Raw genomic sequence first — 13,143 nt, 5'->3', positions numbered from 1 at the left:
TGTTTTCGCTAATATTCCACAATAAATGACACTGTTATTTGACTCTCATATATTAGCTACGCATGATAGATTTATGCATTTCTTCAAAAAAGTCTATTCTTTCAAACAAAAAAAGACAGCCGCCTCTAGGCAGCTGTCTCTTTCATGTACAAGTATAGACTACTATTCAGTAGTGTATGGCATCAAAGCGATTTGACGTGAGCGTTTAATAGCAATTGTCAAAGCACGTTGATATTTTGCACTAGTTCCTGTTACACGACGCGGCAAAATCTTTCCGCGTTCGCTAACAAACTTCTTAAGCAAATCGATATCTTTATAATCAATGTGAGTAATTTTGTTAGCAGTAAAGAAACATACCTTTTTACGCTTATTACGTCCACCGCGGCGTGCCGGTCTCTTATCGTTATCAGCAGATTCTCTTGGTTTAAAAGCCATGCTAGTCAGTCCCTTCCATAATTAAAATGGCAAATCATCATCCGAAATATCTATCGGTTTTCCGTCATCGGAAAAAGGATCTTGATTGTTGTTTGTATTGCGTGAGGCTTGATTTCCGCGCCCCTCGCCACCGTTTGAAGGCTCTTCACGTGTTGCAGTATTACCTCCACCACTTCCGCCTTCGCGGTTAGATGATTCCAAGAAACGAACATTATCAGCAATAATCTCGGTGACGTATACACGTTTACCTTCATTATTCTCATAATTACGCACTTGAATGCGTCCTTCTACTGCCGTCAGACGGCCCTTACGTAAATAGTTGGCGCAAGTCTCAGCAAGTTGTCTCCAGGTTACGATCGGAATGAAATCCGCTTCGCGTTCCCCGCCTTGAGCCGTAAATGAACGATCTACAGCAAGCGTAAATTGCGTAACCGCTACCCCTGAAGGTGTGTAGCGCAATTCTGGATCCTTCGTTAATCGGCCGATCAGAATGACACGATTCAACAAATTAAGTCCCCTCCCTCAAGCGATTTAACTACAAAGCAAAAAACGAATTAAGCAACATCATTGGTAATGAGATAACGAATAATATCGTCAGAAATTTTCATTAGACGCTCAAGTTCATTAATAACTTCTGGTGTACCGTTGAAGTTAACTAGAACGAAAGTACCATCATTAAATTTCTTAATCTCATACGCAAGACGGCGTTTACCCATTACATCATGCTTTGTAATTTCCCCACCGTTGGAGATAATGCCTTGGAATTTTTCGACTGCAGCTTGGACTGCATCCTGCTCAATATCAGGACGAATAATGTACATTACTTCATATTTGCGCATATCATTTCACCTCCTTATGGTCTCACGGCCCCTGATCTAACGTCAGGAGCAAGGAGCGAGCGTTAACTCGCACCTAAACATTATACCTAATTGTCATGCTGTACGCAAGTCCAATCATTGGACACATGATTCTTTGTAACTGGTACACACTAATGGGGTAATCCATTTTTTATTTCAAGGAGGATATCATAATGGGCGAACATACAGAATTTAGACCGGGAGACAAGGCCCCAAAGAACGGTCATTACATGGAGTTTGGGGAAATCGGTATTGATACTCCCATTCTAGACCCTAAGCATGTTAAGCTTCAAAAGGGAGAACGATTCCCTAACACGAGCAACCAGAATCGAAAGTGGAAAATGAAAGACAAAGGAAAGTCACATTAATTATCGCTAAAATAAATTTTTATTAAGTTCATGTATAAGATCCCTCTTACCTAATCATAATATTAGCAAGCGGTGCATGAGAGAGGTGTGGTTCCGTTGGACTACTTAGTCAAGCAGATACAACATCAGCCTTACATTAAGTTGGGGGTCGAAATCTGTGTCTGTGAGAGATATAAGCAAGAATTAGCGTAAAGCTTAAACTTTTCTTGTATTTCAAACAAATCACCGGAAATCCGAAGTTTCACTGTAAAATGTGACTGTAGATGAATTCCAAATCGACACGCACCGCTACAAAGAAGGGCCCTTATGGGTCCTTCTTTGGTTCACATCTGTTGAAACCACATTGGCTTTCAGTCATATTTAAATAAACTGGGTTATCCTGATAAATAAGTGTCATTCGGGCACTTATTCCAGCCTGATCTTTCAAAAAAGACCTTCCACATGAAGTGGAAGGTCTTATATACGTAGGAAAAATAGTAATGGCGGAAAGAGTGGGAGTCGAACCCACGCACGCCTTGCGACGCCTAACTGATTTCGAGTCAGCCCCCTTGGACCACTTGGGTACCTTTCCACAGCAGAGTTTATTATACCGTGAAGAGCATGAAATTGCAATTACAAACTACTCGCTAAGCCCTTTATTCCATCGTTTCTGATGGAGGTATCGTAGAACGAAGAACCTTCTTCATATTCTTCTCAAATTTCACACGCGGAACAAGTACACTGTGCTGACAACCTACACATTTAATTCGAATATCCATCCCCATACGGATGATCTCCATTTCATTACTCCCACATGGATGTTGCTTCTTCATCTGTACAACATCGCCTAATTGAAATACTTTACGTTCCATTTTTCTACTCCTTCCCGCCTTCTCTTACTGTGGATTGTTCTGTTCCACCAGCCCTAATTGTAAAGACTCTTCTTCCTCAAGAGCCCGCTTAATCACCATCTGAATTTGACGTTCAACCTCGTCACGAGTATTGGGCAGACAATCTGCTACAATACGAATTGCATATTCACTTGTACTTAAGGCTTGGATACCAAGCACATCAGGCGTTCTGATCATTTCCATCCTACCTTCGATCATCCCTTCTGTCGCTCGCTGTATAAGTTTAAGCGTATCTTCAAGATGATGTTCATTCTTCATAGGGATATCTACAATTGCCAAGGCATTAGATAATGAAAAGTTAGTCACCGTAGTAATCCCTCCATTAGGCAAAATATAAACTTCACCCGTATGGCTTACGATCCGAGTTGTCCGAATGCCGATCATTTCCACTGTACCTCTAAAAGTACCTGTCTGGATCACATCACCCACTGCGAACTGATCCTCTAGTATAATGAAGAATCCGGTAATCACATCTTTAACTAAACTTTGTGCTCCGAACCCGATGGCTAGACCCAACACCCCTGCTCCCGCAAGTAACGGAGCTAATTCAAAATTAAACTCAGCCAAAACAATCAAAACCATAATAAAGTTACACGCCACAGAAGTAATATTCCTCATTAATCCACTCACAGTCACAAATCTACGCGGATTCATTCTCAGCTTACTATTCTCCTGACGAGCCAATGATTGATCGATTAACTTGTATACAATCTTAATTATTAAACGACTAAGCAAAATAATGATAATAATTCGTATGCCTGCAATGAGAACGGACATCCACATGTCCACATCCGTTAGCCAGTTCCATACCTTATCCTTAAATCTCAGCACCTCCACAATGACTGCCTCTGGATCTACACTTTCAACATCCAAGTATGGCAAGACTGTTCCTCCTTACATCTAAATGGCTTCATAATGCTCTAAGTTGTTCTTCATAAATATCCCGCGGATCTCAACCTTCTCTTGTTCAATGATGTTCTGAACAACAGCTAACTCCTCACTAGGGAAAAGAATAGATAATGCGCATCCAGCTGTAACATCTTTAGGTGTTGGAAACAAGTCAATCTCAATATTTGCATATTCCAGCAACATCTCAGCTCGTAACGCCTGCTGCGTGGAATCAAACGCAATAAGAAGCCCTTCTTCCATCATTCAGCCTCCCATTTCTTAATTTATAGCCTATTTCATCATCCAAATTAATAGATTCAATAGAACCTACGTATAAATAACCCTCTTCGTCCATATACTAGATACTACTATCTGCCAATGAAAGGAAGATCCTATGAGTCCTCTTTCCAAACCAATGCCAAATCAGCAACCTTCTTGCTTAAAAATACCACATACCGATCCTGAAATCCATTCAACACTCACTCATCGCTTGCTCTTCCATCTTTCTCAGGTAAAAGAGGGTCAGCCTATTATTATAGTATGTGTAGGTACCGACCGATCTACAGGGGATAGTCTCGGTCCACTCGTAGGCACTTTATTATCCCGTTATGAGAGTCCACTATTTCATATTTACGGTACATTAGAAGACCCTGTCCATGCGGTTAATCTACAGGATAATATCTCTTCTATATATAAGACTTATCATCAACCATTCGTTATCGGTATTGATGCCTGTTTAGGACAATCTTCTAGTATTGGTTGTATCCAGATCATAGATGGTCCTCTCGCGCCAGGAGCTGGGGTACATAAACAATTACCGCCTGTAGGCGATATCCATCTAACTGGAATCGTTAACGTCGGCGGCTTCATGGAATACTTTGTTTTGCAGAACACACGTTTAAGTTTAGTTATGCGCTTATCTGATATTATTGCGATTAGTTTATACACCGCGATTAAAGAGTGGAAATCCCACTCAACAATGTTTGCTTTGCGAGAGTAATCGCTCGCTTCTCTTCTGTAGACAATGTGTATGTTGAATCGCCTTGTTTAAGCGGTTTAGCGTATATATAGGAATTTTCCCTACTGTAGATCGATGTAAGAACAATACCATCAGAGTGATCGTCGATGATCGCAACGGAGAAACTTAAGTCACTACCACGTTCTTCAAATGCATTGTATTTAATCAGTCCAACATGCCCTTTTACCGATTGCATCTTGTTCAACGTACTTTCTAGCGTTTCTCGCTGTTGACCATGATCCTCTTGCAACCGATCAAGTTGTAACTTCAGATCAATTAGGAGACCCTCTAAATTTTCCACACCATCGCCAGACATCATCTGCTCATATCTACGACGCAATTTATTTAATTTAAATAATTGCATGAACATCAAGATTAACAATACCAATACAATAAACATAATGATTCCAATATATAGCGCTACATGTTCTATGATTAAATCATTGAGATCTGACATGGATGCTTCATTCCTTTTCCTGTTTCATTTACACATTTGTTTCATGGCCTTGATTAACATGTCTATTTCTATTTCTGTCGTATCGACTCCTACACTAGCACGTACAGCACCGCTTTTATCCGTATGTACGGCATAATGAGCAAGAGGGGTGCAATGGAAACCCGCCCTTACAGCAATACCGTATTCACGATCTAGTCGAAAGGCCATCTCAGATGAGTCATACTTATCTACCACAAAAGAAACAATACCCGTGCGTGGATCTCCCTTATTGGGGCCTAATAACGCAACGCCTGGTATATCGACCAATCCATCCATAAGTTGTTGAGTAAGATTCCACTCATGACTATATATCCGCTTAGGGGTAAGTTCAATCACCTTTTTAACTCCTACTTGTAGACCTGCAATTCCAACCGTGTTGGGTGTCCCTGCTTCATAACGGTCAGGACGAACAGAAGGCTGTTCCTTCTCCTCAGACTGGCTTCCTGTTCCCCCATGAATAAGCGGTTCCAATTCTACATAAGGAGCGATATACAAGCCTCCAGTCCCTTGAGGTCCTAGCAACCCCTTATGACCTGGAAAAGCCATCATATCGATATTCATCCGCTCCACATCAATATCCAGAATCCCCGCACTCTGTGCCGCATCCACCAAGAAGATCGCACCATATTTGTGGGCTAATGCACCTATCTCTTCAACAGGCAGTATACTTCCTAATAAATTCGAACTATGTGTGCACACAACCAAACGTGTAGGTTGTCTCAATGCAACCTCTACATCAAGAAGATTCAACTCACCTTTTCCATTGACTCGTACATAATCCACCGTAATCCCTAGCGTTCTCTTCAGATACTCTAACGGACGACGAACAGAGTTATGTTCTACCATTGTGGCAACGACATGATCTCCTTCTTGTAGGAACCCTTTTATCGCCATATTCAGTGCAAGGGTTGTATTATTGGTAAAGGCAATATCATTCGCATTTCTTACACAGAACAGTTTAGCCAATTGCATCCTACTTTCGAAAAGAACACGACTAGCCTTAACGGCCATCGCGTGGCTTCCCCTTCCAGGATTAGCCGCTGACTCCTCCATTGCAACCTTCATAGCTTGAATTACAGCTGGTGGTTTAGGCCATGATGTTGCCGCGTGATCTAAGTAAATCATTGGACTCAACCTCCTCAAGACACAGAAAGACACACCCCAACTCAGATATGTCTCTCTGCATTTACACCATCTACAACTATTGCAACAATTCCAACAGTCGTTCTAAATCTTGCTTGCTATAATAATTCAATTCAATCTTACCTTTATCTTTATTCTGTTTAATTTTCACTGTCGTTCTAAAGCGATCTCGAAGTGACTCCTCTACATGATCAATATAGGGATCAATTTTCTTCATTGTTGATTTTGGAGTTTCAGCGGGCTTACGATCTAAATTCTTCACCGTCTCCTCTAACTCTCTAACACTCCACTCATATTCAACACATTGTTTAGCTAACTGTATAATGATTGCTGTATCTTTAATTCCAACGATAGCTCTTGCGTGCCCCATTGATAATGTTCCACGTGAAACATAGTCTTTAACTTCCTCAGGCAACGCCAGCAAACGTAAGAAGTTAGCGATATGAGATCTAGACTTTCCTACTTTTAATGACAGTTCCTCTTGTGTTAATGAATATTGCTCCATCAGTCCTTGATATGCTACAGCAACTTCCATCGCATTTAAGTTCTCACGTTGTAAATTCTCAATTAAAGCAATCTCCATCACTTGCTGATCGCTAAAATTACGTACAACTGCTGGGATTGTAGGTTTATCGCAATATTGAGACGCTCGAAACCGACGCTCACCAGCAATAATCTCAAATCCTTTAAGAACTTTACGAACGATAATAGGTTGTATAACACCGTGTTGACGAATAGATTCTGCTAATTCATGAATAGCTTCCTCTTTGAATTCTTTGCGCGGCTGATACGGATTAGCACGCAACTGACTCAACGGGATTTCTACAATTTTATCGTCATCATTAATAGAAAGTGATGGAATTAAAGCATCTAATCCCTTTCCCAAGCGCTTACTCATAAGAAACCACTTCCTTTGCCAACTCTAAGTAAACTTCTGCTCCTTTAGAGCGTGGATCATACGTAATAATGGATTGCCCGTGAGATGGTGCTTCACTCAAACGGACATTTCTAGGGATGACGGTTCTATATACTTTGTCTTGAAAATACTTTTTAACTTCCTCAATTACTTGGATTCCCAGATTTGTTCGAGCATCAAACATTGTTAATAACACGCCCTCAATTTGTAATGACGTATTTAGATGCTTTTGAACTAACCTAATAGAATTAAGTAACTGACTTAAGCCCTCTAACGCATAATATTCACATTGAATAGGTATTAACACGGAATCAGCTGCTGTAAGTGAATTAATCGTTAATATCCCGAGTGATGGCGGACAATCAATCAGAACATAATCATACATATCTTTAACTAAATGTAATGATTTCTTCAACCGTTGTTCTCTAGAAATGGTAGGGACCAATTCTATTTCCGCTCCAGCCAATTGAATCGTAGCAGGGATAATATGTAGGCCTTCTACATTGGTATGAGCGATGGCGTCTTTAGGATGAACTTCATTAATAATGACATCATAAATACAATTCTCAACATCAGCTTTATTAATACCAACTCCACTTGTTGTATTCCCTTGTGGATCAATATCAACGAGAAGCACTCTTTTGCCTAAGGAAGCCAAGCAAGCACCCAGATTCACGGAAGTGGTCGTTTTCCCAACCCCACCCTTTTGATTTGCTATGGCAATAATTTTGGACACTTATTTCACCTCAATAATATATTAGACTCGTCATGTTGGCTGTGAGATATGAGTTGGGCCTATTTCGCTTCTACCTCTTATGATCTTTTAGGAATTTTAATTACAATTTCATAATGATCTTCATGGTCCTTTTCGGTCGTCTTAATTGACATTCCAGATCCAGATACCATATCAATAGACTGTCTAATGGTATTTAATGCGAGACGAACATCTTTAGAATATGATATACGCTTTGATTTCTTAACATGAACAGTCTCTTTATAATAAGCAACTCTAGCTTCTGTCTGTTTAACGTTCAATTCTTTAGCTATAATTTCTGATAATAATTTAAGTTGTAACTCTTCAGTTGGAAGTGATAATAAAGCACGTGCATGTCGTTCTGATATTTTCCGTTCCATTAAAGCTAACTTTACCGTTTCAGGAAGATTCAACAACCTAACCTTGTTCGCGATGGTAGACTGACTTTTACCTAAACGTTGGGCCAGACTTTCTTGTGTTAATTGATGTAATTCGATGAGATTCTGATAAGCTACAGCCTCTTCAATGGATGTTAATCCCTCACGTTGCAAGTTTTCTATTAATGCGATAGAGGCTGCCTGTGAATCATTAAAGTCACGGACTATAGCAGGGATGACCTCAAGTCCAAGCTTCTTAACGGCTCGCCATCTGCGTTCCCCTGCAACAAGCTCATACTTGTCATTACGGAAACGAACAACAATCGGTTGAATAACTCCTAATGTTTTAATCGTCTGGCACAGCTCATCTATTTTACTTTCATCAAAAATAGTACGTGGTTGATATGGACTGGATACGATCTCCTCAACCGGAATTTGTTTCACTTCATCCGCATTATTCCGTTCAGTTAGACCAAATAACTTAGAAAATTGTTCTTTCATTCCGTATATTACCACCTAGTTTCATAATAGCTCCGAATCACCGTGGATCAATCTATTCATTTCAGACCACTATGCCTTTAGAGCCTTCTAAACACTATACAAAGCAAAAAAGAACCTATGTTTTGTATATTTATGGACATTCTACTTTTTTGTAAGAGTCAATCTTCCGCATTGTATTGCATGAGATTCCTTCTAACCTATTCTATCATCTTTTTCGATATAATCCTATTCTATCAGCACCATTATTTGCATTTTTTACTGATTATATAAACATATCACGCGATGTTTCATTAAATCACATAGAAGCAGCTAAGCTGTCCTTTTTCAAACACGGTACTCGGTTTAGTGCGAATATAGGAAACAGAGTATCGCGTGATACTTTCACTTACTAATACTATAAAAAAAAGGACTATACGCTCTCCTACTTTATAGGAAAGACATAGTCCTTTTTTTCGATAATGTTTCACGTGAAACATTATATTGGCTTTTTATATAAGAGGAGCTTTAGCTGCAACACCTGGACTTCTTGGATATCTCTGAGGTGTAGCAGCCTTCTTCTGAGAAAAAACGATATGTCGCTCAGCTTCCTCCACAGGGAGAATGAATTTCTCAACTTTACTAAGTTTACCTTTTAATTGTTTGAAACTATATGTCGCTTCTTTTACTTCTTCCGTAGGATCGCTACCTTTCATTGCAGCAAATGTCCCATCCACACGTACAAAAGGTAGACACCATTCATTCAGTAATGCTAACTTTGCTACTGCTCTAGCCGTTACTAAATCGAAGTGATCTCGATACCCTTGTTTCTGTCCCCATTCTTCTGCTCTACCATGAATGAGTTCAACACCTGTGAGATTTAACTTCTCTACGATATTTTTAAGGAATGATATCCTTTTATTAAGTGAGTCAATAATTGTTAATTGTAGCTCTGGGAAACAAATCTTCAGCGGAATGCCTGGAAATCCTGCTCCTGATCCGATATCAGCCAATGTCTTTATTTTACTCATATCCATAAAGAAGGCTAGAGATATAGAATCGTAGAAGTGTTTCGTATATACTTGTTCCCGCTCGGTTATCCCCGTTAAATTCATTTTCTCATTCCAACTGACTAACTCTTTGAAATACGTTTCAAATTGATTTAATTGTATTTCACTTAGCGTAATCCCGTGCTCCTGCAGACGACTGGTAAATGACAGTTGTATAGTATCCATCATCTACCCCCTTGCCGCAGTTACTCGGTTATAATGCTCCAAATATATCAGTAAGACAGATATATCCGCAGGTGTAACACCTGCAATCCGTGTAGCTTGGCCAATTGAAAGCGGACGAATCTTAGCTAGCTTTTGTCGTGCTTCAATAGCCAGTCCCTTTATTTCTTCATATATAATAGAATCAGGAATCTTCTTTTTCTCCATCTTCTGTAGCTTTTCCACATGCGCCATTTGCTTTTCAATATACCCTGCATATTTAATCTGAATTTCAACTTGTTCTTTCATTTCCTCAGTTAATTCATAAGGCGAAGGTGACAGTTGCTCAATATGACTATAGTTAATTTCAGGTCGACGCAAAAGAACTAACATACTGCTACCATCCTGAATTTGAGATGAGTCCGATGCTTCCAAGAGTGCATTCACTTCACTTGGTCTCGCCTTCTCTACACGCAAACGTTCAACTTCAAGTTCAACCGTTTCCTTTTTCTTAAGAAATCTCTCATATCTTTCATCTGATATCAAACCGATCTCATGTCCAATCGGTGTAAGACGTAGGTCAGCGTTGTCATGACGAAGCAATAATCGGTATTCAGCACGTGATGTTAATAGTCGATAAGGTTCACTTGTTCCTTTTGTAACCAAATCATCGATTAATACTCCAATATAACCTTGAGCGCGACTAAGTACAATGGACTCTTTGCCTTGCACCTTACGCGCAGCATTAATTCCAGCAATAATCCCTTGTGCTGCTGCTTCCTCATAGCCAGATGTTCCATTAATTTGACCTGCAGTAAATAACCCCGGGATTTTCTTCGTCTCTAGCGATGGCCATAGTTGCGTAGGTACAATAGAATCATATTCAATAGCATAACCATTGCGCATAATTTCTGCCTTTTCCAGACCTGGAACAGAATGCAACATAGCAATTTGTACATCCTCTGGCATACTAGTCGACAAGCCCTGAACATAATACTCTGCCGTGTTCTTACCTTCCGGTTCTAGAAAGATTTGGTGTCTTGCTTTATCACTAAACCGGACAACTTTATCCTCAATAGATGGACAATAACGTGGTCCTGTTCCTTCAATAAGGCCGGAATACATAGGCGCACGATCAAGATTCGCCATAATAATCTCCTGTGTCTCAGCTGTCGTATATGTTAACCAACAAGGTAGTTGTTCATTCGTAGAAGATTCAGTTTCATGAGAGAAGAACTTAGGATTATCATCCCCTGGTTGAATCTCCGTCTTGCTGAAATCAATCGTATCTCTATGCACACGCATCGGAGTTCCTGTCTTGAAACGTACGAGATCAAAGCCAAGCTCACGTAAATTCTCTGCTAGTTTTACTGATGGTTGCTGATTATTAGGCCCACTTTCGTAAGTTAACTCACCCATAATCACCTTGCCTCGTAAATAAGTGCCTGTCGTTAACACGATCGATTTAGCTCGGTATTCAGTCCCCGTCATCGTTAGGACACCTACACATTGGCCATCTTCAACGATTAACTCATCAACCATTCCCTGACGTAGCGTTAGATTCGGTTCCTTCTCCAACGTCTCCTTCATTGTATGCTGATAATTAAATTTATCTGCTTGGGCCCGTAGTGCATGCACAGCAGGTCCCTTTCCTGTATTGAGCATCCGCAATTGAATAAATGTTCGGTCAACATTTCGACCTATTTCACCACCAAGTGCATCAACTTCCCGCACAACATGCCCCTTTGCAGGTCCACCAATCGATGGATTACAAGGCAAAAAGGCCACCATATCTAAATTGATCGTAATAACCAATGTCTTACAGCCCATTCGAGCAGCAGCTAAGGCAGATTCAACCCCAGCATGACCTGCTCCAATCACGATCACATCATAATTGCTTCCTACATAACTCATCGTCCTACCCCCTCTATTTGCCCAAACAAAATTGTGAAAAGATTTGATCTAGCAGAGATTCTCCCGCTGTATCACCAATAATCTCTCCAAGCTGTTCCCAAGCCAATCGCACATCAATCTGTATCATATCTATCGGAATAAGTTGTTCAGCAGCATCATAGGCATCTTGTAATGACTGATGTGCCTTCTTTAATAAGGCAATATGTCGAACATTACTTACATAAGTCAAATCATTTGATTCCAATTGACCACTGAAGAATAACTTTGATATGGCATTCTCCAATGCATCAACACCTTCTTGATCCTTTACAGACATTTGAACAATAGATGCCTCATCGAAGTTTCCTTTTACTACATCTATATCTATCTTGGATTCTAAGTCCATTTTATTCGTAATAACAATACATTGTCTACCACGGATTTGTTCCATTAATACCAATTCATCCTCATGAAGAGGCTGACTTGCATCTAAAACAAGCAATATCAGATCTGCTTCATTCACAGCATTCTTAGATCGTTCTACGCCAATCCGCTCAACAACATCCATCGTATCACGAATTCCCGCCGTATCTAGTAATTTTAATGGAATATTGTTAATCGTAATAAATTCTTCTATGACATCACGTGTCGTTCCCGGAATATCCGTTACGATCGCTTTATTATCATGTGCTAATGTATTTAACAAAGAGGACTTCCCCACATTAGGACGACCAACGATGGCTGTTGTGATTCCTTCGCGAAGAATTTTGCCTTCCTTTGATGTCTTTAATAACTTCGTAATTTCTTCCATAACCTCACTACACTTTTCCATAATAAAAGAAGACGTCATCGACTCCACATCATGCTCTGGATAATCAATATTTACTTCAATATGAGCCATCGTCTCAATCAACGTAAATCTTTGGTTTTTAATTTGTTGGGAAAGATCACCCTTCACTTGTTTCAATGCAATAGAGAAGGCGCGATCTGATTTCGAGCGAATAAGATCAATAACGGCTTCCGCTTGTGATAAATCAATTCGTCCGTTCAGAAAGGCACGCTTTGTAAATTCACCTGGCTCAGCCAATCGAATATTCTGTTGCAATAACAAATCCATCACACGCGTAACAGAGATTACACCACCATGCGCACTGATCTCCACGACATTCTCCGTTGTAAAAGACCGAGGTCCCCGCATCACAGTAGTCAGTACCTCTTCAACCTCTTCTCCTGTGTGAGGATTAATAACATGTCCATAATGAACAGTATGCGAGTCAGCTTCAGTTAGCTTTATCCGGCTTTTAAATATTCGTTCTACTTCTACAATCGCATCCGGCCCACTGACGCGAATGACCGCAATCCCTGCTTCTCCAACCGCTGTAATAATGGCTGCTATAGTATCACTAATCAACAGTGTCAC

Annotated in this window: 16 protein-coding genes and 1 tRNA gene; 2 read left to right on the top strand and 15 right to left on the bottom strand. The window is 40.2% G+C overall.

The features are described 5' to 3' along the window. Nucleotides 1-162: 162 nt before the first annotated feature. The 3 genes from rpsR to rpsF are packed head-to-tail and all read right to left on the bottom strand — an operon-like array spanning nucleotide 163 to nucleotide 1,274. Entirely contained in the window at nucleotides 163-435 is a 273-nt protein-coding gene (gene rpsR / locus AC1TO8_RS11235) for a 30S ribosomal protein S18 (protein WP_438348368.1), read from the bottom strand. A gap of 21 nt (nucleotides 436-456) precedes the next feature. Continuing rightward, a complete protein-coding gene (ssb, locus tag AC1TO8_RS11230) occupies nucleotides 457-942 on the bottom strand; it encodes a single-stranded DNA-binding protein (RefSeq protein ID WP_482055710.1) in 486 nt (161 codons plus the stop codon). Nucleotides 943-989: 47 nt separating this feature from the next. Then, the gene (rpsF, locus tag AC1TO8_RS11225) at nucleotides 990-1,274 is read right to left on the bottom strand and encodes a 30S ribosomal protein S6 (protein WP_482055709.1); all 285 of its coding nucleotides are present in this window, start codon (nucleotides 1,272-1,274) and stop codon (nucleotides 990-992) included. 191 nt (nucleotides 1,275-1,465) lie between these two features. Here rpsF and AC1TO8_RS11220 point away from each other — a divergent pair, with 191 nt between their 5' ends. Beyond that, nucleotides 1,466-1,660: a YjzC family protein gene (locus AC1TO8_RS11220; protein WP_482055708.1), complete on the top strand. Its 195-nt coding sequence runs from the start codon at nucleotides 1,466-1,468 to the stop codon at nucleotides 1,658-1,660. A 480-nt stretch (nucleotides 1,661-2,140) separates the two neighbouring features. On the opposite strand, the gene AC1TO8_RS11215 is transcribed toward AC1TO8_RS11220, so the two are convergent. From AC1TO8_RS11215 to AC1TO8_RS11200, 4 genes are all read right to left on the bottom strand, one after another. Further along, nucleotides 2,141-2,231: transfer RNA gene (locus AC1TO8_RS11215), tRNA-Ser, on the bottom strand. A 64-nt stretch (nucleotides 2,232-2,295) separates the two neighbouring features. Continuing rightward, nucleotides 2,296-2,511, bottom strand: a complete 216-nt coding sequence (locus AC1TO8_RS11210) for a DUF951 domain-containing protein (RefSeq protein ID WP_438348365.1) — start codon at nucleotides 2,509-2,511, stop codon at nucleotides 2,296-2,298. A gap of 24 nt (nucleotides 2,512-2,535) precedes the next feature. Then, nucleotides 2,536-3,432 carry a mechanosensitive ion channel family protein gene (locus tag AC1TO8_RS11205; protein WP_482055707.1) on the bottom strand — a complete coding sequence of 299 codons (897 nt, stop codon included), beginning with the start codon at nucleotides 3,430-3,432 and terminating at the stop codon, nucleotides 2,536-2,538. Between the two features lie 18 nt (nucleotides 3,433-3,450). After that, entirely contained in the window at nucleotides 3,451-3,699 is a 249-nt protein-coding gene (locus AC1TO8_RS11200; protein WP_482055953.1) for a putative Se/S carrier protein, read from the bottom strand. Nucleotides 3,700-3,832: 133 nt separating this feature from the next. On the opposite strand from AC1TO8_RS11200, the gene yyaC reads away from it, so the two are divergent. Next, complete coding sequence (yyaC, locus tag AC1TO8_RS11195; protein ID WP_482055706.1) at nucleotides 3,833-4,438, top strand: spore protease YyaC; 606 nt, start codon at nucleotides 3,833-3,835, stop codon at nucleotides 4,436-4,438. Here the strand turns inward: yyaC and AC1TO8_RS11190 are convergent. The 8 genes from AC1TO8_RS11190 to mnmE all read right to left on the bottom strand — a co-directional run bounded on the left by AC1TO8_RS11190 (nucleotide 4,392) and on the right by mnmE (nucleotide 13,134). Further along, nucleotides 4,392-4,913, bottom strand: a complete 522-nt coding sequence (locus AC1TO8_RS11190; RefSeq protein WP_482055705.1) for a DUF4446 family protein — start codon at nucleotides 4,911-4,913, stop codon at nucleotides 4,392-4,394. The genes yyaC and AC1TO8_RS11190 overlap by 47 nt on opposite strands. Before the next feature lie 24 nt (nucleotides 4,914-4,937). Further along, on the bottom strand, nucleotides 4,938-6,086 hold the full coding sequence (locus AC1TO8_RS11185; RefSeq protein WP_482055704.1) for an aminotransferase class V-fold PLP-dependent enzyme: 1,149 nt from the start codon (nucleotides 6,084-6,086) through the stop codon (nucleotides 4,938-4,940). A 67-nt stretch (nucleotides 6,087-6,153) separates the two neighbouring features. Then, the gene (locus AC1TO8_RS11180; protein WP_482055703.1) at nucleotides 6,154-6,993 is read right to left on the bottom strand and encodes a ParB/RepB/Spo0J family partition protein; all 840 of its coding nucleotides are present in this window, start codon (nucleotides 6,991-6,993) and stop codon (nucleotides 6,154-6,156) included. Continuing rightward, nucleotides 6,986-7,747 carry a ParA family protein gene (locus tag AC1TO8_RS11175; RefSeq protein WP_482055702.1) on the bottom strand — a complete coding sequence of 254 codons (762 nt, stop codon included), beginning with the start codon at nucleotides 7,745-7,747 and terminating at the stop codon, nucleotides 6,986-6,988. Before AC1TO8_RS11175 ends, AC1TO8_RS11180 begins: the two co-directional genes overlap by 8 nt. Nucleotides 7,748-7,824: 77 nt before the next feature. Then, nucleotides 7,825-8,643, bottom strand: a complete 819-nt coding sequence (gene noc, locus AC1TO8_RS11170; RefSeq protein WP_482055701.1) for a nucleoid occlusion protein — start codon at nucleotides 8,641-8,643, stop codon at nucleotides 7,825-7,827. Between the two features lie 488 nt (nucleotides 8,644-9,131). Then, nucleotides 9,132-9,854, bottom strand: coding sequence for a 16S rRNA (guanine(527)-N(7))-methyltransferase RsmG (rsmG, locus tag AC1TO8_RS11165; RefSeq protein ID WP_482055700.1), 723 nt, complete (start codon nucleotides 9,852-9,854; stop codon nucleotides 9,132-9,134). A gap of 3 nt (nucleotides 9,855-9,857) precedes the next feature. Further along, a complete protein-coding gene (gene mnmG / locus AC1TO8_RS11160) occupies nucleotides 9,858-11,744 on the bottom strand; it encodes a tRNA uridine-5-carboxymethylaminomethyl(34) synthesis enzyme MnmG (protein ID WP_482055699.1) in 1,887 nt (628 codons plus the stop codon). A gap of 13 nt (nucleotides 11,745-11,757) precedes the next feature. After that, a complete protein-coding gene (gene mnmE, locus AC1TO8_RS11155) occupies nucleotides 11,758-13,134 on the bottom strand; it encodes a tRNA uridine-5-carboxymethylaminomethyl(34) synthesis GTPase MnmE (RefSeq protein ID WP_482055698.1) in 1,377 nt (458 codons plus the stop codon). Nucleotides 13,135-13,143 lie beyond the last annotated feature (9 nt).

Source organism: Paenibacillus sp. Y859 (assembly GCF_056786405.1).
The sequence above is the reverse complement of the archived record's forward strand: the minus strand, read 5'-3'. Positions and strand labels throughout refer to the sequence as shown.